Below are 17,524 nucleotides of genomic sequence, written 5' to 3'. Positions count from 1 at the left end.
TGGATCTTCACGCTGGATCTTCGACGGGGTGGTACTGCTCACAGGCAGGTGGCCGCCGGATCTCTCCCCCCATGTGTGGGAGATCCGGCGGCCACACCGGCTCACTTGCTGAAGTCCGGCACCAGCTTGGCGATGGCGGTCTCAGCGGTGCTCAGGCCCTTGTCGAGGGTCTCCTTGCCGCCCGCGATCTTGGGCAGTTCGGTGTCGAGCGGGCCCCAGAGGGAGCTGTACTCCGGCAGCGCCGGGCGCGGCTGGGCGGCGGACAGCACCGTCTGGTAGCCGGCGATGCCCGGGTCGGCCTTGACGGCGGCGGTGTAGGCGTCGTCACGCGTCGGCAGCGTGGAGTTCTTCTGGGCGATGGTCGCCTGGCTCGCCGCCGAGGTCATGAAGTTGACGAACTTCAGCGCGGCGGCCTGGTGGGCCTTGTCCGAGCCGGCGTAGACCGAGAGGTTGTGGCCGCCGGTCGGGGCGCCCGCCTTGCCGGCGGAGCCGGCCGGGACGGTGGCGATGCCGAGGTTGTTCTTGTCCGTGAAGGCGCTGCCCTTGTAGAAGTTCGTGATCTCCCACGGGCCCTGGACGATCGCGGCGACCTTGCCGTTGACGAACGCGTCCTGGATGTGGGCGTACGCGTCAGCGGTGGTGTCCGCCTTGTGCAGGCCCTTGCCGTCGAAGAGGCCCAGCCAGGTTCCGTACGCCTTCTGCGCGGCGGCGGAGTTGACGGTGATCTTCTTGGCGTCGGCGTCGACGGTGTCGGTGCCCTCGCCGTAGAGGAAGGACTGGGCGTAGTAGGCCTGGGTGGAGCCCCAGTAGCCGTCGACGCCGGTCTTCGCCTTGATGGTGGCGGCGGCGGTCTTCAGGTCGTCCCAGGTCTTGGGCGCCTCGATGCCGGCCTTCGCGAAGAGCGCCTTGTTGTAGACCAGCGCGAGCGTGTCGGTGACGATCGGCACGCCGTACGTCTTGCCCTCGTACTTGGCCTGCTCGATCAGGTTCGACTTGAACTTGGACTGGTCCTTGAGGGCCTCCGTGCCGTCCAGCGGCAGGAAGAAGCCCTTCTTGGCGAAGGCGGGGGTCCAGCCGACCTCGGAGCGCAGCACGTCCGGGGCGCCGGAGGCACCGGCGGCCGTGTCGAACTTGTTCTGCGCCTGGTCGAAGGGCACGTTGACGTACTTGACCTTGACGTCCTTGTTGGCGGCCTCGAACTGCTTGACCAGGGCCTGGTACGTCGGCGCCTCATTGGTGGCGTTGGACGTGTCCCACCAGGTGATGGTGACCGGCCCGGACGAGTTGTCGCTGCCGCTGTCGTCCCCGCCGCAGGCCGTCGCCGCGAGGGCGAAGGACGCCACCAGCGCGGTGGCCGCTATGCCACGCCGCATGAGTTTCTCCTTGAGGGTGAGAGCCCGTTTAGCTACAGGAAGCGGTCCCGTCCGCTGTCCTGCCGACTCCGACCGCGCCGTTGCTGCCGTCGGGCGACGTGAACGTAACAGCGATGTAAGCGGCACGAAAGACCTTGCAGAAAAAAAGTGCAAGACATCACCGAAGTTATCCGCGCGTGATCCGTGCGTGACCTCCCCTCGACCGCCGTGAGACCGTAGTTGTCGCGGTTGAGGGGCCTCGCAGCGGGGCACGGGGCCGCTGTGCAAGACTCTGCAAGCCCTTGCCATCACTTTCATGAGGGAGCGCGATGACGCAGCAGCCCGCGGGCCGTTCAACAGGTCGCCCACGGCGTCCGCTCGGTGTGCAAGTCAGCAACCGACCGGTACAGTCCACCCCTGTGACCACACGGCTTGCCGACATCGCTGCGCAGGCGGGGGTGAGCGAAGCGACCGTCAGCCGCGTTCTCAACGGCAAACCCGGTGTCGCCGCCACCACCCGCCAGTCCGTGCTCGCCGCTCTGGACGTCCTGGGCTACGAGCGCCCGGTCCGGCTGCGCCAGCGCAGCGCGGGGCTGGTCGGCCTGATCACGCCCGAGCTGGAGAACCCGATATTCCCGGCCCTGGCCCAGGTCATCGGCCAGGCACTGACCCGCCAGGGCTACACCCCGGTCCTCGCCACCCAGACACCGGGCGGCTCCACGGAGGACGAACTGACCGAGATGCTGGTCGACCGCGGGGTCGCCGGCATCATCTACGTCTCGGGCCTGCACGCGGACACCACGGCCGACATGCAGCGCTACGAGCAGTTGCGGGCGCAGGGCGTCCCCTTCGTGCTGGTGGACGGCTTCTCCCCGAAGGTCCAGGCACCGTTCATCTCCCCCGACGACCGGGCGGCGATGACCCTGGCGGTCACCCACCTCGTCTCGCTCGGTCACACCCGGGTGGGACTGGCGCTCGGCCCCAAGCGGTTCGTGCCGGTCCAGCGCAAGATCGAGGGCTTCGTCAGGGCGGTCCAGGAACAGCTGGGCCTCAACCCAGAGACGATCGAGACCGACCTGGTCCAGCACTCCCTCTACACCCTCGAAGGCGGCCAGGCGGCGACCACGGCCCTGATCGACCGGGGCTGTACCGCGATCGTCTGTGCCAGCGACATGATGGCGCTGGGCGCGATACGCGCGGCCAGGCAGCGCGGTCTGGCGGTGCCCCAGGACATCTCGGTGGTCGGCTTCGACGACTCCCCGCTGATCGCCTTCACCGACCCGCCCCTCACGACCGTCCGCAAGCCGGTCCCCGCGATGGGCCAGGCCGCCGTCCGCACGCTCCTCGAGGAGATCGGCGGGACACCGGCGCCGCACAGCGAGTTCGTGTTCATGCCGGAGCTGGTGGTGCGCGGTTCGACCGCTTCGGCGCCCGGGGACCGCAATCGTCCGTAGGTCGGAGACGTCCGACTTCTCCCCGGTACGCCGGCAGTAGGCGCAGCGGTCCGGCCGTCGTAGAAAGTGCGGGCCGAACCCGACCGAGGGATGATCGGGCCAAGAGGTCTTTTCTGGCAGACTTTGTGTCCATGGGTGAACCGACTGTGACGCCATTGGAAGGCCGTGACCAGGCCCTTCCAGAACCGGTCACGACCGCGCCCCGGCAGCGCCGCCTGCACCGGCTGCGCAGCCCCCGCCGTCCCCGCCTCTGGTTCGAGATCCTCCTCATCGGCGTGAGCTACTGGACGTACTCGCTGGTGCGCAACGCGGTCCCGGAACAACGCTCCGAGGCACTGCGCAACACGGACTGGATCTGGCGCGTGGAGCAGAGCCTCGGACTCGCCGTGGAGGAGTCGGTCAACCACACGGTGAACTCGGTGACCTGGCTCATCGTGGGCATGAACTACTACTACGCGACCCTGCACTTCATCGTCACGCTGACCGTCCTGGTCTGGCTCTACCGCAGCCACCCGGGACGCTACGCGGCGACGCGCCTGGTGCTCTTCGCCACCACCGCCGTGGCCCTGGTCGGCTACTACCTGTATCCGCTGGCGCCCCCGCGGCTGATGCCGGGCGCCGACTTCGTCGACACGGTGATGGTCCACCAGACCTGGGGTTCGATGGCCTCCGGCGACCTCAAGCACATGTCGAACCAGTACGCGGCGATGCCGTCCATGCACATCGGGTGGTCCCTGTGGTGCGGTCTGACCGTGTTCGCGCTGGCCAAGCTCCCCTGGGTGCGCATCCTCGGCCTGCTGTACCCGACGGCGACCCTGGTGGTGATCGTCGCGACGGCCAACCACTTCTGGCTGGACGCCGTGGGCGGCGTCCTCTGCCTGGCCTTCGGCTTCGCGGTGGCCCGCGTCTGGTACGGGACCCTGCCGTACGCCCTGCCGAGAAGGGTGCCGCCGAAGGGGCAGGGCAGGCCCCTGCTCCCCACGAAGGCCTGACGGCGGTGGCGTACGGCCGGGCGGGGTCGAGGGTACGGATCCCGGCAGGATGGGGGCGCGCGGACGGATGGGGGCCGGGCGGCCCGATCGACGCCGCCGTGCCCGGCCGGCGTCGCACGGACCCTCACGGCGCTCCCGCGGCCCCCTTCAGCGCGTCGATGAACGCGTCCAGCGCGGGCTGCGCCGGCGCCGTCTCACGGACCACCGCCTGGATGGCCCGTACCGGCACCGGGTCACGCACCTCCCGCACGACGACCCCCGGATGCCGGCTGCCGAGCCCCAGCCGGGGCACCAGGCTCACGCCCAGACCGGCGGCGACGAACCCCTGAGCGGTCACGTAGTCCTCGCTCTGCACCATGAACCGGGGCCGGAACCCGACCATCGCACACGCGTCCAGCTGGGCGTCGAGACAGGGCCCCGGCCACTCGCTGCCCACGAACGCCTCCTCGGCCAGCTCCGCCAGCCGCACACTCCGCCGCCCGGCGTGCCGGTGCCCGCGCGGCAGGACGGCGAGATAGGGATCGTCGAGGAGATGCAGCAGCCGTACGCCACTGTCCTGCCGCCCCTCCCCGCTCACCAGCAACGCCAGATCGGCCCGCCCTTCGCGCACCGCCGCCACCGGGTCCTCGGGATCGACCGTCAGCTTGAGCTCGATCCGGACGCCGGGATGCGCCTCCCGCAGCCGCGCCACGGCCGGCGCCACCAGCCCGGCCCCCGCGGTGGCGAAGTACCGCACCCCCAACCGCCCGGTCCGCCCGGCGAGCAGGTCGGCGAGCGCCGCCTCGGCCTCGGCGACCTGCCGCCCGATGGCCTCCGCGTGCTCGGTGAGCAGCAGTCCGGCAGCCGTGGGCCGTACGCCCCGCCCGACCCGCTCCAGCAACGCGGCCCCCGCCTCCTTCTCCAGGGCGGCGATCTGCTGGCTGACGGCGGACGGCGTGTACCCCAGCACCGCCGCGGCCCCCGTCACGGACCCGTTTCCGACGACCGCCCGCAACACCTGCATCCGCCGCACATCAAGCATGCAGTACAGCTTAACGAACCATCCAGAACATTTCACTTGTCCTCACAGATCAGGCGGACCACCGTAGGGACATGCCCCTCGCCTCCACGCTCCGCATGGCCGCGCTCGCCCTCTTCTGGGGCTCCGGCTTCCTCTGGATCAAGCTGGCCCTGACCCACGGACTGACCCCCGCCCAGATCACCGTCGCCCGGTGCGTCCTGGGCACGGCCGTCCTGCTGTTCCTGGCCCGCCGGGCAGGCCAGCGCCTCCCCCGGTCCCGGACCGTCTGGGGTCATCTCGCCGTGGCCGCCCTGTTCTGCAACGCGCTGCCCTTCGCGCTCTTCGCCCTGGGCGAGCAGCACCTCGACTCGGGCATCGCGGGCGTCCTCAACGCCACGACCCCCCTCTGGTCGCTCCTCATCGGGATCGGCCTGGGCACGGACCGGGCGCTGCGTCCCGTACGGCTGGCCGGTCTCGTCCTGGGCTTCGCCGGTACCGTCCTGATCTTCGCCCCCTGGCACCACGAGGGCCTGCTCAGCCTGCCCGCCCTGTACCTGCTGGCCGCGGCGGCGAGCTACGCGGTGGCCTTCGCCTACATGGCCCGGCACCTGACGGCCTCGAAGAACCCGATGGCCATGTCGGCGGCCCAGCTCCTCACCGCCACGGCCTGGAGCACCCTGGCCCTCCCCGCGGCCGGCCCCTTCCGTCCCGACGCCACCGCCCTGCTCGCCGTCACCGCGCTGGGCGTCCTCGGCACGGGCGTGACCTTCTACCTCAACTACCGCCTGATCGCGGACGAGGGCCCCACCACGGCGGCGACGGTCGGCTACCTGCTCCCGGTCGTGTCGGTCGCGCTCGGCGCCGCGGTCCTGGACGAGCAGACAGGCGTACGCGTTCTCGCGGGCATGGCGGTGGTGCTGGTGGGCGTGGGGCTGACCCGGCGGAACACGGCGTCGCGTACGCCCGGACCGGCGGACACGCGGCGCGACGGCGCGACCCGGCCCGTCGTCCAGCGGCCATAGGGCGCTTCTGTTGGATCAGCCCGGGGCCGAAAGAAGCGCCCTAGCCGCCGTAGAACAGCTCGTCCACCACGCCCCGGGCCCGCCGCGCGGTGCGCCGGTAGTCGTCGAGCATGTCGCCCACCCGCCCGGGCCCGTACCCCAGGTACCGCCCCACCGCGACCAGTTCCCGGGGGTCGGACGGGAAGGTGTCCCCCGCCCGTCCGCGCACCAGCATCACCGCGTTGCGCACCCGGGTCGCCAGTACCCACGCCTCGTCCAGCGTCGCCGCGTCCTCGCCCGGGAGGATGCCTGCGTCGCGCGCGGCGGCGAGGGCCTCACGGGTGCGGGTGGTCCGCAGTCCCGGATGCGTCGCGCCGTGCCGCATCTGGGCCAACTGCACGGTCCACTCGACGTCGGACAGGCCGCCGGGGCCCAGCTTGGTGTGCAGCTTCGGATCGGCGCCCCGGGGCATCCGCTCCGACTCCATACGGGCCTTCAGCCGCCGGATCTCCCGGACGGCCTCCTCGCCGAGCCCGTCCGCCGGGTACCGCAGGGGGTCGATCAGCTCGATGAACCTTCGCCCCAACTCCTCGTCCCCGGCGACGACTTCGGCGCGCAGCAGGGCCTGCGACTCCCAACCCAGTGACCAGCGACGGTAGTAGGCCTCGTACGACTTCAATGTACGGACGAGCGGACCGGACTTGCCCTCCGGACGCAGGTCGGCGTCGATGAGCAGCGGCGGGTCGGCACTGGAGATCTGCAGCAGCCGGCGCATCTCGGAGACGACCTTGTTCGCGGCCTCCGCGGCCTCGCGCTCGTCGACGCCGTCCCGGGGCTCGTGCACGAACAGGACGTCGGCGTCGGAGCCGTAGCCCAGTTCATGACCGCCGAAGCGGCCCATGCCGATGACGGTGAAGGACGTCGGAAGCGTGTCGCCCCACCCGTCCCGCACCACCGCGCGCAGAGTGCCGGCCAGCGTGGCGGCCGTGATGTCCGACACGGCCCCGCCCACCAGGTCCACGAGGGCGCCCTGATCCGCCTCGACCGGCTGCGCCTCCGTGCCGTAGGAGGCGACGATGTCGGCGGCGGACGTGCGGAACAGCTCACGCCGGCGGACCCCACGCGCCGCGGTGACCGCCTGCACCACACCGTCCGCCCGTCGCACCGCGGCGAGTATCTCCTGCTCCAACTGCGCCCGCCCGCGCGGCTCGAGCCCGCCGCCGTCGCCGTCGCCTAGCAGCGCCACCGCCTCCGGTGCCCGCATCAGCAGATCGGGGGCGAGCCGCCCGGCGGACAGCACCCGGGCGAGGTTCTCCGCAGCGGCGCCCTCGTCCCGCAGCAGCCGCAGGTACCAGGGCGTCTTGCCGAGCGCGTCCGACACCTTGCGGAAGTTGAGCAGGCCCGCGTCCGGGTCGGCGGAGTCCGCGAACCAGCCGAGCAGAACCGGCAGCAGGGTGCGCTGGATGGCCGCCTTGCGCGTGACGCCGGAGGCCAGCGCCTCCAGGTGGCGCAGCGCTGACGCGGGGTCGGCGTACCCGAGCGCGACCAGCCGCTCGCGGGCCGCCTTCGGGCTCAACCGGGTCTCACCGGGCGCGAGTTGGGCGACGGCGTCGAGCAGCGGCCGGTAGAACAGCTTCTCGTGCAGCCGACGCACCACGGCGGCGTGCCGCTTCCACTCCTGGCCGAGCTCGGTGACCGGGTCGGTGCGCAGTCCGAGTGAGCGGCCCAGCCGCCGCAGGTCGGTCTCGGCCTCGGGGACCAGATGGGTCCGCCGCAGCCGGTAGAGCTGGATCCGATGCTCCATGGAGCGCAGGAAGCGGTACGCGACGTCCAGCTGCTCGGCGTCGGCACGCCCGACGTAACCGCCCGCGGCGAGGGCCTGGAGGGCGTCGAGCGTGGTCCCGCTCCGCAAGGACGCGTCGGCCCGCCCGTGCACCAGCTGCAACAGCTGTACGGCGAACTCGACGTCCCGCAGCCCTCCGGGCCCCAGCTTCAGTTCACGCTCGACCTCCGCGACCGGGATGTTCTCGACGACCCTCCGCCGCATCTTCTGCACGTCGACGACGAAGTTCTCCCGCTCGGCGGCCTGCCACACCAGGGGCCCCACGGCGGCGACGTACTCGGCCCCGAGGGCCAGGTCGCCGGCCACCGGCCGCGCCTTCAGCAGGGCCTGGAACTCCCAGGTCTTGGCCCACCGCTGGTAGTAGGCGAGATGGCTGGACAGCGTCCGCACCAGCGGCCCGTTGCGTCCCTCGGGCCGCAGGTTGGCGTCGACGGGCCAGATGGACCCCTCGACGGTGGTCTCGGAACAGATCCGCATCAGGTGCGCGGCCAGTTTGGCGGCGGCCCGCAGCGCCTTGCCCTCGTCGGCACCGTCGACGGCCTCCCCCACGAAGATCACGTCGACGTCCGACACGTAGTTGAGCTCGTGCCCGCCACACTTGCCCATCGCGATGACGGCGAGCCGGCACAACGCGGCGTCGTCGGGCGCGGCCGCCTGCGCGAGTCCCAGGGCGGCGCGCAGCGTGGCGGTGGCGAGATCGGCGAGCTCGGCGGCGGTCTCGGCGAGATCGGTCGTCCCGCAGACGTCACGCGCCGCGATGGAGAGCAGGCAGCGCCGGTAGGCGACGCGCAGCGACACGGGGTCCGTGGCCTCGGCCAGGCCCCGCTCGAACTCCTCCACCCCGGGATGCAGGTCCCGCGGCTCGTACGTGACCAGTGCCTCCCAGTCCCGCGGATGCCGGGCGAGGTGGTCGGCGAGGGCGGCGGACGCTCCCAGCACGCCCAGCAGCCGGTCGCGCAGCGGCTTGGCCGCTATCAGCGTGTCGAGCAGCTCGCGACGGGCGGTGGGCCCGGGCTGGGCCTCCAGCAGCCGGACGAGACCGTGCAGGGCGAGATCGGGATCGGCGGTGGCGCCGAGCGCCTCCAGCAGAAAGGGGTCGTCGCGCACCGGCGACAGCTCGGGCCCGTCCAGGAGCCGCTCGGCGGCGGACGGGTCGGTGAAGCCGTGCCGCAGCAGCCGTGTGAAGGTGCTGCTCCTGCGCCCCGGCGCCATCATCCCCGGCCCTCCCTCGGATCAAGGTCGTACGCACCTGAGCGTAACCCGGGCCTTTCGGTGGCGCCCCGGCGCGGTTTCCGGTTCTGTGGTACTTCGGGTTCCGCGGGCCTTCGGCGCCGCGGGACCTCGGTTCTGTACAGACAGAGCGACGGCCGCGACAAGGGAGTCAAGCCATGGACATGACCCTAGAGGTGATCCTGCTGCCGGTGTCCGACGTGGACCGGGCCAAGGAGTTCTACCGCGACAAGGTCGGCTTCCACGTCGACCTCGACGGCGAGGTCATGGAGGGCGTACGCATCGTCCAGCTCACCCCACCCGGCTCCGGCTGTTCGATCGCCCTGGTCGACGGCCTCCAGGTGCCGACGGGAACCCCGCAGCCGGGCACCTACCACGGCATGCAGCTCTGCGTGACGGACGCGAAGGCGGCGTACGAGGAACTGACCGGCCGCGGCCTGGAGGTCAGCGAACCCCAGCAGTTCGCACCGCAGGACGGAGCGACCTTCATGTACTTCAAGGACCCCGACGGCAACGGCTGGGCGATCCAGGAGTACCGCCGCCGGGAGACGGAACCGCTCCACCAGGTCCTGGCGAAACTGTCGGCCCGGTAGGGCCCCGGCGGGGCCCCCGGACGGCCCGGAACCGGTGAGACACCGAGGGGCCGGCGGTCCATGACCGCCGGCCCCTCGTGTCGTCACAGCGGTAGAACCGCCCCGACCTGCGGTTACAGCACCGGCAGGTTCTTCCGCAGCTCGAAGGCGGTGACCTCGGAGCGGTACTCCTCCCACTCCGCCTTCTTGTTGCGCAGGAAGAAGTCGAAGACGTGCTCGCCGAGGGTCTCGGCGACGAGGTCGCTGCGCTCCATCAGGCTCAGGGCCTCGCCGAGGTTCTGCGGGAGGGGCTCGATGCCCATCGCGCGGCGCTCGGCGTCGGACAGGGCCCAGACGTCGTCCTCGGCGCCCGGCGGAAGCTCGTAGCCCTCCTCGACGCCCTTGAGGCCGGCCGCGAGGAGCATGGCGTAGGCCAGGTACGGGTTGGTGCCGGAGTCGAGGGAGCGGACCTCGATGCGCGCGGAGCCCGTCTTGCCGGGCTTGTACATCGGCACGCGGACCAGCGCGGAGCGGTTGTTGTGGCCCCAGCAGATGTACGACGGCGCCTCGCCGCCCGCGCCGGCCGTGCGCTCGGAGCCGCCCCAGATGCGCTTGTAGGAGTTGACCCACTGGTTGGTGACGGCGGCGATCTCGGCGGCGTGCTTCAGCAGACCGGCGATGAAGGACCGGCCGACCTTGGAGAGCTGGTACTCCGCGCCCGACTCGTAGAACGCGTTGCGGTCACCCTCGAAGAGGGAGAGGTGCGTGTGCATGCCGCTGCCGGGGTGCTCGGAGAACGGCTTCGGCATGAAGGTCGCCTGGACCCCCTGCTCCAGCGCGACCTGCTTCATGACCAGGCGGAACGTCATGATGTTGTCGGCCGTGGAGAGCGCGTCGGCGTAGCGCAGGTCGATCTCCTGCTGGCCGGGGGCGCCCTCGTGGTGGGAGAACTCGACCGAGATGCCCATCGACTCGAGCATGGTGATCGCCTGGCGGCGGAAGTCCATGCCCACGTTCTGCGGGGTGTGGTCGAAGTAGCCGGAGTTGTCGGCCGGGGTCGGGCGGGAGCCGTCGGTCGGCTTGTTCTTCAGCAGGAAGAACTCGATCTCCGGGTGGGTGTAGAAGGTGAAGCCCAGGTCGGAGGCGCGCGCCAGGGCGCGCTTCAGCACGTACCTCGGGTCCGCGAAGGACGGCGAGCCGTCCGGCATGAGGATGTCGCAGAACATCCGGGCGGTACCGGGGGCCTCCGCGCGCCAGGGCAACACCTGGAAGGTGGACGGATCCGGCTTGGCGATCATGTCGGACTCGTAGACCCGGGCGAAGCCCTCGATCGCGGAGCCGTCGAAGCCGATGCCCTCGTCGAAGGCCTGTTCGAGCTCGGCCGGGGCCACGGCGACGGACTTGAGGAAGCCCAGCACGTCCGTGAACCACAGCCGTACGAACCGGATGTCGCGCTCCTCCAACGTCCGGAGCACGAACTCCTGCTGCTTGTCCATCTTGCGCTTCCCCATCCTTGCTGGTCAGGCCGCCTGTTTCCCGTCCCACGGAGAGGCGGTCGGGCACCCGAGCATCACACCACAACACCATTTCATGCGCGTTGCCGACCATGATCGCCTCGGCGACCCGGGCCTGAACGCCGCACGTCCGGCAGATGCACTGCCTCGCGTCCGGCGGGCGTACTGCTCTGCCCCATCTTGCCTGCTCGCACCGACATCCGTAATGCCCCACCCCCTCCGTCCCGTCACACCCATTTAATTTGCATCTTAGATGCAAGTTTTACTAGCGTGCCGGACAGCAGAACACCGAGTGAGCTTTGAGGAGCCCCGATGCTGTCCGAACAGTCCGCTGCCACCGTCCGCGCCACCCTCCCCGCCGTGGGCGCGGCCATCGGTGAGATCACCGAGCGCTTCTACGCCGGCCTCTTCGCGGCGCATCCGGACCTCCTCCGGAACCTGTTCAACCGCGGCAACCAGGCGGCGGGCACCCAGCGCCAGGCTCTGGCCGGGTCCATAGCCGCCTTCGCCACGCGTCTCGTCCAGCCCGCGCAGGACCGCCCGCAGGACCGCCCCGACGCGATGCTCACCCGTATCGCCCACAAGCACGCCTCCCTCGGCATCGCGCCCGAGCAGTACGAGGTCGTCCACGAGCACCTGTTCGCCGCCATCGCCGACGTCCTGGGCGAGGCGGTCACCCCCGAGGTCGCCGCGGCCTGGAACGAGGTCTACTGGCTGATGGCGAACGCGCTGATCGCGATCGAGCGCCGCCTGTACGAGGAGAGCGGGGGCGACGCCTGGCGCGAGTGGGAGGTCGTGGAACGCGTCCGGGAGACCGAGGACGTCGTCACCTTCGGCCTGCGCCCGGTCGACGGCGCACCCGTACGGGACTTCCGTGCCGGCCAGTACGTGTCCGTCCGCACGCAACTGTCCGACGGAGCACGCCAGATACGGCAGTACAGCCTCTCCGGCGCACCGGGGGCCGACGTGCGCCGGATCAGCGTCAAGCGGGTGCCCGGCGGGGCGACGACACCGGAGGGCGAGGTCTCGAACCACCTCCACGCGCGCGTGCGTGAGGGCAGCGTGCTGGAGCTCTCCGAGCCGTACGGTGATCTCGTCCTCGCCGACGCCGTGGGCACCCCCCTGCTCCTCGCCTCGGCCGGTATCGGCGTCACCCCGATCGTGGCGATGCTGGCCCACCTCGCCGCCACCGGCCACGACGCGCCGGTCACGGTCGTCCACGCCGACCGCTCCCCCGCGGACCACGCCCTGCGCACGGACCACGAGGCGTACGCGGCGAAGCTGCCGGAGGCGTCCGTGCACCTCTGGTACGAGCGGGAGGCGCCGGCCCATGCCCGGACCGGTCTGGCCGACCTCACGGACGTCCCCGTCGCGCCGGGCACGCGCGCGTACCTGTGCGGTCCGCTGCCTTTCATGCGGGCGGTGCGGGCGCAGCTGATCGAGAAGGGGGTCGCCCCGGCGGACGTGCACTACGAGGTGTTCGGCCCGGACCTGTGGCTGGCACGGGCCTGAGAAAGGGCACGCACGACGCCCGGACCCGCCCTCGCCGCACCCTCCCGGCTCAGCCGCGGTTCATGTCGTGGCGGTAGTAGGCGTCGAGGGTGACGAGCGGGTCCGGGCCCGGTCGCAGGCTCCGGGCCACCGTTCGGAGCCATTCGTCGACGAACCGCACGTCCGCGACCGTGAGTTCGACGAAGACGTCCGCGAGCGTGTGCGGCCGCAGTCGCGTCGACGCCCGCCGCAGCGGCGCCGCCCTGCCGATCCGCCGGGCCCGGTCGAGGGCACCGGACAGCTCGGACAGCGGTGCGGAGGCGGTACCGGCGGCACAGGAGCGGCCGAGAGCGTGGGCGAAGTCCTGCAAGAGGTCCGGGACGAGGTCCGGGGCGGGATCCCGGGCGAGGTCCGGGACGGGGTCCGGGGCGAGTTCGGGCGCGACGTCGGGCGGGACGGCGCGGGCGGCCCGGCTCAGTACGGCCGCGGTATCTCGTGCTCGTCCAACGCGGCACCGTAGCGCTCCAGCAGGGCGTCGAGGCCGGCCAGGAGAAGCCCGGCGGCGTCGCGGGCGTCGCCCAGGTCACCGCGGTCGCACGCCTCCACCAGCTCCGCCATGTCGGTGCGGAGGATGTGCAGGGAGTCGCCCTGCACCAGAACCCCGGGGAAGCGTCGGCCGGGCAGGCGGACTACGGCGTTGTTGCCGCCGGCGGTGAAGAGCTCTGCTTCGATGCGTTCCATCGGGCCATCCAATCCGGCCGGGCGATGTGGCGACAACCGCATTGGCAGGGGGGAAGCGTGAAGGATGGGGCGGACGGGACCCGGAAACCACGGCTGACGTGGGGCGCGAACACGGATCCGCCTGCGGTCACGCGGCTGCGCCGCGGTCCTGGGCCCACCGGCCTCTACGACGGCGATCCACGGCGACGTGCGCGTCGCCCGTCCTCGTCGCCGCACGGCGCCGGCCCGCGCGACGCCCGTGGAATCAGGCGAACCTCGAGATCCCCAGCAGCAGCGGCCCCGTCGGTTCCGCCACGATGTCCGCGACCGTGATCGGGTCCAGGGACGCGAAGAACGCCTCCTGAGCCCGGCGCAGGGCGCCGCGCAGCCGGCAGGCCGAGGCCAGGGGGCAGGGGGTGGCGCCCTCGCAGTCGACGACGTCGCCGTCCCCCTCGAAGGCGCGGACCACCGTGCCGACGGAGGCGGCGCGGCCCCGTTCGGTGAGGGCCAGGCCGCCGCCCCTGCCCCGCCGGGCCTCCAGCAGGCCCATGTGCTGGAGCTCGGCGACCACCTTGGCCGCGTGGGTGTAGGGGACCTCCATGGCGGCCGCCACGTCCCGGGTCGTGGGGGTCGCTTCCGGGGTGTCGCCCGCGACCGCGAGTCGCATGAGGACGCGCAGTGCCAGGTCGGTGGATCGCAACAGCCGCATGGGAGGAAGCGTAGATAATGCGCATCTTCGATTCAAATTATTCGCCCGCCCTCCCCCTCGCCCCTCTCTTGGCTGTGACCCGTCTACGACTTTCCCCGTCTCCCCATTACGATCAGCGGACTCGCACACCCCGTCCGTCCCGCCCCTTTCCCCCAGAAGGACAGGCCACATGGGTTCCGCCAACAAGACCGGCAGCGCGGCGCGCAAGGCGCGCATAGAGGAGATGCGGCGGGCCGAGCAGGGCCGTGAGCGGCGTAACCGGTTTCTCGTGATCGGCGGCAGCGTCGTCGCCGTGGTCGCGCTGGTCGCCGGTGGTGTGTTCGTCGTGAAGTCGCAGTCCGGCGACGACAAGGACACCGCCGCCGACGGCAAGGCGGCCTCGGGTCGCTTCGTCACCGGTGCGGACGGGGTCAAGACGTGGAAGGGCACGCTCGGGCGTACCCACGTCACCAAGACCGTGAAGTACCCGACCGAGCCCCCCGTCGGCGGGGATCACAACCAGGTCTGGATGAACTGCAACGGGGACGTCTACACCAAGGCCCTCGACAACATGAACGCCGTGCACTCGCTCGAGCACGGCGCGGTCTGGGTGACGTACAACAGCAAGGCGAGCAAGGCCGACGTCGACGCCCTCGCCGCCAAGGTCGAGAAGACGCCCTACACGCTCATGAGCCCGGACGACGCCCAGGCCGACCCGATCATGCTCACCGCATGGGGGCACCAGCGCACGGTGACGAGCGCGAGCGACGCGAACGTGGACGCGTTCCTCGAGAAGTTCGTGCAGGGCGAGCAGACGCCCGAACCGGGCGCCGCCTGCACGGGTGGTCTGTCGAAGTGAGGTACGCGGGAGTGGCGGTGGCCGTGGCCGGGGTGCTCGTCGCCGCCGGGGCCGTCACCTACTCCGTCGCCGAGGACGGCTCGGCGGACACCGCCGCGCCCGCCGCCGACTCCGCCGACGCCGGGTTCGCCCGGGACATGGCGGTGCACCACCAGCAGGCCGTCGAGATGTCGTACATCGTGCGGGACCGGACGACCGACGAGGACGTCCGGCGGCTCGCCTACGACATCGCGCAGACGCAGGCCAACCAGCGCGGCATGCTGCTGGGCTGGCTCGATCTGTGGGGGCTCCCGAAGGTGTCTTCGAAGGCGCCGATGAGCTGGATGGGCATGGGCGACATGGCCGACGGCGAGGACGGCGCGCTGATGCCTGGCATGGCGACCAACACCGAGCTGAAGAAGCTCGGGACGCTGAACGGCAAGGCGGCCGAGGTGCTCTTCCTGCAGCTGATGACCGCGCACCACAAGGGCGGTATCCACATGGCCGAGGGCTGTGTGGACAAGTGCACGGTAGGTGTGGAGAAGCGGCTCGCGCAGGGCATGGTCGAGGCACAGCAGTCGGAGATCGACCTGATGACGGACATGCTGAAGGCGCGCGGGGCCAAGCCTTAGGACCTGACTCGGCCGACCCACGGGAACAACCCATAGGGTTTTCCCTCGATTTCACGGACGTATCCGTCAAATCAGCCCAGCAAGCGGTCACTTGGGCGCTTCTTGGTGTTCGCATTCCCCTGGCATGAACGGTTCATCGCAAGAGTGGCCAGCACACCGAGTGATCCACTCGCGTCGAACCACATACAGGGGGTCCTATGAGATCCAACCGCGCCGCGCTGCGCGCCGGAGCGAGCATGGCGGCGACGCTGCCCATGATCGCCGGCGCGCTGGCGCTCGGCATACCCGCCGCGCACGCCGCGGACAGCCCGACCCGTGACACGCTGGCCGGGACCAAGCCCGCGTGGGCCACGGCGAAGGCGGACAAGGGCTCGACCTCGGACAGCGCCCAGGTCTCCGCCCGCGTCTACCTCGCGGGACGGGACGCCGCCGGCCTCGCCGCGTACGCGAAGGCCGTGTCCGACCCCGCCTCGCCCGCCTACGGCAAGTACCTCTCCGCCCGGCAGTCCCAGGCCCGCTTCGGCGCGACCGAGGCCCAGGTGGCCGCGGTCAGGTCGTGGCTGACGGCGGCCGGTCTGAAGATCACCGGCACGACCCGGCACTATGTCTCGGTCAGCGGTGAGGTGGCAGCCGTCGAGAAGGCGTTCGGCACCCAGCTGCACAACTACACCAAGGGCAGCCGGACCTACCGCGCGCCGTCGAAGTCGGCCTCGGCTCCCGCGAGCCTGGACGGCGCCGTCCTGACCGTCACCGGCCTGGACAACGCACCGCACAAGGCCGCGTCCAAGGACCAGCTCCCGCCGCCGGACGCGGTGTTCAAGAACTCCGGGCCGTTCTCCTCGTACTACGGCTCCAACACCGCGAGCACCCTGCCCTCGGCATACGGCAAGAAGATCCCGTACGCCGTGCAGGGGTACACCGGCAAGCAGCTGCGGGCCGCGTACGGCGCCGGCGGGTACACCGGCAAGGGGGTGCGCATCGCCATCACCGACGCGTACGCCTCGCCGACGATCGCCTACGACGCGGCCACCTACGCGAAGGCGCACGGCGACGCGCGCTGGAAGACCGGGCAGCTGACCCAGGTGCTGCCGTCGGACTACACCCGGACCGAGGAGTGCGGGGCGGCCGGCTGGTACGGCGAGGAGACCCTCGACGTCGAGGCCGTGCACGCGGTCGCACCGGCCGCGAACGTCACGTACGTGGGCGCCGCGTCCTGCTACGACGACGATCTGCTCGACTCGCTCAGCAAGATCGTCGACAACCACCTGGCCGACATCGTCTCCAACTCGTGGGGCGACATCGAGGCCAACCAGACGCCGGACCTCGCGGCCGCCTACGACCAGGTCTTCCAGTTCGGCGCGGTCGAGGGAATCGGTTTCTACTTCTCTTCCGGCGACAACGGCGACGAGGTCGCCAACACCGGCACGAAGCAGGTCGACACCCCGGCCAACTCCGCGTGGGTGACGGCGGTCGGCGGTACCTCGCTGGCGGTCGGCAAGAACGACAAGTACCTGTGGGAGACCGGCTGGGGCACCGACAAGGCCTCGCTGTCGGCCGACGGCAAGAGCTGGACGGACTTCCCGGGCGCGTACACCTCGGGTGCGGGCGGCGGCACCAGCAAGACCGTCGCCGAGCCGTACTACCAGAAGGGTGTCGTCCCGAAGGCGCTCGCCACGGCCAACAGCGCCGCCGGCAACCGCGTCGTCCCGGACATCTCGGCGATCGCCGACCCGAACACCGGCTTCAGGGTGGGCCAGACCCAGACCTTCCCGGACGGGACCGAGCAGTACAGCGAGTACCGCATCGGCGGCACCTCGCTGGCCGCGCCGGTCATCGCGGCCGTGCAGGCCCTGGGCCAGGAGGCGCGCGGCGGCAAGGCGATCGGCTTCGCCAACCCGACGATCTACTCCAAGTACGGCTCGCGGGTCTACCACGACGTCACGGACAACCCGACCGGGTCCGGGCTCGCGGTCGCGCGCGTCGACTTCGCCAACGGCTACGACGCGACGGACGGGCTGCTGACCTCCGTCCGCAGCCTCGGCAAGGACAGCTCGCTGTCCGCCGTGAAGGGCTACGACGACGTCACCGGCGTGGGTACGCCCGCAAACGGTTACGTGAAGTCGTACCGCCGGCGCTGAGCAGGTCGTCCGCGTGCCGTGCGCACGTCGGACGCGGAGGGGGCGTGGGGTATCCGACA

Annotated in this window: 14 protein-coding genes and 1 pseudogene; 8 read left to right on the top strand and 7 right to left on the bottom strand. The window is 71.1% G+C overall.

Translation table 11 applies throughout. From position 1 onward, the window contains the following. Nucleotides 1-101: 101 nt before the first annotated feature. Nucleotides 102-1,373 carry an extracellular solute-binding protein gene (locus OHU34_RS30310; RefSeq protein ID WP_142263888.1) on the bottom strand — a complete coding sequence of 424 codons (1,272 nt, stop codon included), beginning with the start codon at nt 1,371-1,373 and terminating at the stop codon, nt 102-104. A gap of 398 nt (nt 1,374-1,771) precedes the next feature. Here OHU34_RS30310 and OHU34_RS30305 point away from each other — a divergent pair, with 398 nt between their 5' ends. Then, a complete protein-coding gene (locus tag OHU34_RS30305; protein ID WP_020126750.1) occupies nt 1,772-2,806 on the top strand; it encodes a LacI family DNA-binding transcriptional regulator in 1,035 nt (344 codons plus the stop codon). A 131-nt stretch (nt 2,807-2,937) separates the two neighbouring features. Beyond that, nucleotides 2,938-3,798 carry a phosphatase PAP2 family protein gene (locus tag OHU34_RS30300; RefSeq protein ID WP_142263889.1) on the top strand — a complete coding sequence of 287 codons (861 nt, stop codon included), beginning with the start codon at nt 2,938-2,940 and terminating at the stop codon, nt 3,796-3,798. Between the two features lie 124 nt (nt 3,799-3,922). On the opposite strand, the gene OHU34_RS30295 is transcribed toward OHU34_RS30300, so the two are convergent. Further along, the gene (locus tag OHU34_RS30295; RefSeq protein WP_405772423.1) at nt 3,923-4,801 is read right to left on the bottom strand and encodes a LysR family transcriptional regulator; all 879 of its coding nucleotides are present in this window, start codon (nt 4,799-4,801) and stop codon (nt 3,923-3,925) included. Between the two features lie 89 nt (nt 4,802-4,890). Here OHU34_RS30295 and OHU34_RS30290 point away from each other — a divergent pair, with 89 nt between their 5' ends. Continuing rightward, nucleotides 4,891-5,820: a DMT family transporter gene (locus OHU34_RS30290; protein ID WP_142263890.1), complete on the top strand. Its 930-nt coding sequence runs from the start codon at nt 4,891-4,893 to the stop codon at nt 5,818-5,820. A gap of 40 nt (nt 5,821-5,860) precedes the next feature. On the opposite strand, the gene OHU34_RS30285 is transcribed toward OHU34_RS30290, so the two are convergent. Next, a complete protein-coding gene (locus tag OHU34_RS30285) occupies nt 5,861-8,857 on the bottom strand; it encodes a bifunctional [glutamine synthetase] adenylyltransferase/[glutamine synthetase]-adenylyl-L-tyrosine phosphorylase (RefSeq protein ID WP_405769299.1) in 2,997 nt (998 codons plus the stop codon). 173 nt (nt 8,858-9,030) lie between these two features. On the opposite strand from OHU34_RS30285, the gene OHU34_RS30280 reads away from it, so the two are divergent. Further along, nucleotides 9,031-9,465 (top strand): VOC family protein, encoded by a 435-nt coding sequence (locus OHU34_RS30280; protein ID WP_142263892.1) that lies wholly within the window; start codon nt 9,031-9,033, stop codon nt 9,463-9,465. A 113-nt stretch (nt 9,466-9,578) separates the two neighbouring features. Here OHU34_RS30280 and OHU34_RS30275 read toward each other — a convergent pair whose 3' ends face one another. After that, a complete protein-coding gene (locus OHU34_RS30275; protein WP_142263893.1) occupies nt 9,579-10,940 on the bottom strand; it encodes a glutamine synthetase family protein in 1,362 nt (453 codons plus the stop codon). Nucleotides 10,941-11,270: 330 nt separating this feature from the next. On the opposite strand from OHU34_RS30275, the gene OHU34_RS30270 reads away from it, so the two are divergent. Then, a complete protein-coding gene (locus OHU34_RS30270; protein ID WP_405769295.1) occupies nt 11,271-12,470 on the top strand; it encodes a globin domain-containing protein in 1,200 nt (399 codons plus the stop codon). Nucleotides 12,471-12,522: 52 nt separating this feature from the next. On the opposite strand, the pseudogene OHU34_RS30265 reads toward OHU34_RS30270, so the two are convergent. From OHU34_RS30265 to OHU34_RS30255, 3 genes and pseudogenes are all read right to left on the bottom strand, one after another. After that, a pseudogene (locus OHU34_RS30265) lies at nt 12,523-12,876 on the bottom strand (PucR family transcriptional regulator); the annotation flags it as partial. 47 nt (nt 12,877-12,923) lie between these two features. Continuing rightward, nucleotides 12,924-13,190: a DUF6959 family protein gene (locus tag OHU34_RS30260; protein ID WP_020126760.1), complete on the bottom strand. Its 267-nt coding sequence runs from the start codon at nt 13,188-13,190 to the stop codon at nt 12,924-12,926. Nucleotides 13,191-13,434: 244 nt separating this feature from the next. Then, complete coding sequence (locus OHU34_RS30255) at nt 13,435-13,878, bottom strand: Rrf2 family transcriptional regulator (protein ID WP_142263895.1); 444 nt, start codon at nt 13,876-13,878, stop codon at nt 13,435-13,437. Between the two features lie 169 nt (nt 13,879-14,047). Here OHU34_RS30255 and OHU34_RS30250 point away from each other — a divergent pair, with 169 nt between their 5' ends. The 3 genes from OHU34_RS30250 (at nt 14,048) to OHU34_RS30240 (ending at nt 17,465) form a co-directional block, all read left to right on the top strand. After that, complete coding sequence (locus tag OHU34_RS30250) at nt 14,048-14,716, top strand: DUF3105 domain-containing protein (RefSeq protein WP_142263896.1); 669 nt, start codon at nt 14,048-14,050, stop codon at nt 14,714-14,716. 11 nt (nt 14,717-14,727) lie between these two features. Then, a complete protein-coding gene (locus OHU34_RS30245; RefSeq protein WP_405772420.1) occupies nt 14,728-15,327 on the top strand; it encodes a DUF305 domain-containing protein in 600 nt (199 codons plus the stop codon). A 197-nt stretch (nt 15,328-15,524) separates the two neighbouring features. Further along, nucleotides 15,525-17,465, top strand: a complete 1,941-nt coding sequence (locus OHU34_RS30240; RefSeq protein WP_142263897.1) for a protease pro-enzyme activation domain-containing protein — start codon at nt 15,525-15,527, stop codon at nt 17,463-17,465. Nucleotides 17,466-17,524 lie beyond the last annotated feature (59 nt).

The sequence above is a fragment of the Streptomyces sp. NBC_00080 genome (genome assembly GCF_045041255.1).
GTDB classification, from domain to species: domain Bacteria; phylum Actinomycetota; class Actinomycetes; order Streptomycetales; family Streptomycetaceae; genus Streptomyces; species Streptomyces coriariae.
Note: the sequence above shows the minus strand (reverse complement) of the source record. Positions and strands in the feature narration are given on the sequence as shown.

Excerpts from the sequence above, each read along its gene's own strand:
- OHU34_RS30310 (WP_142263888.1), bottom strand. The coding sequence starts at position 1,373 with ATGCGGCGTGGCATAGCGGCCACCGCGCTGGTGGCGTCCTTCGCCCTC.
- OHU34_RS30300 (WP_142263889.1), top strand. The coding sequence starts at position 2,938 with ATGGGTGAACCGACTGTGACGCCATTGGAAGGCCGTGACCAGGCCCTT.
- OHU34_RS30295 (WP_405772423.1), bottom strand. The coding sequence starts at position 4,801 with ATGCAGGTGTTGCGGGCGGTCGTCGGAAACGGGTCCGTGACGGGGGCC.
- OHU34_RS30290 (WP_142263890.1), top strand. The coding sequence starts at position 4,891 with ATGCCCCTCGCCTCCACGCTCCGCATGGCCGCGCTCGCCCTCTTCTGG.
- OHU34_RS30285 (WP_405769299.1), bottom strand. The coding sequence starts at position 8,857 with ATGATGGCGCCGGGGCGCAGGAGCAGCACCTTCACACGGCTGCTGCGG.
- OHU34_RS30280 (WP_142263892.1), top strand. The coding sequence starts at position 9,031 with ATGGACATGACCCTAGAGGTGATCCTGCTGCCGGTGTCCGACGTGGAC.
- OHU34_RS30275 (WP_142263893.1), bottom strand. The coding sequence starts at position 10,940 with ATGGACAAGCAGCAGGAGTTCGTGCTCCGGACGTTGGAGGAGCGCGAC.
- OHU34_RS30270 (WP_405769295.1), top strand. The coding sequence starts at position 11,271 with ATGCTGTCCGAACAGTCCGCTGCCACCGTCCGCGCCACCCTCCCCGCC.
- OHU34_RS30260 (WP_020126760.1), bottom strand. The coding sequence starts at position 13,190 with ATGGAACGCATCGAAGCAGAGCTCTTCACCGCCGGCGGCAACAACGCC.
- OHU34_RS30255 (WP_142263895.1), bottom strand. The coding sequence starts at position 13,878 with ATGCGGCTGTTGCGATCCACCGACCTGGCACTGCGCGTCCTCATGCGA.
- OHU34_RS30250 (WP_142263896.1), top strand. The coding sequence starts at position 14,048 with ATGGGTTCCGCCAACAAGACCGGCAGCGCGGCGCGCAAGGCGCGCATA.
- OHU34_RS30240 (WP_142263897.1), top strand. The coding sequence starts at position 15,525 with ATGAGATCCAACCGCGCCGCGCTGCGCGCCGGAGCGAGCATGGCGGCG.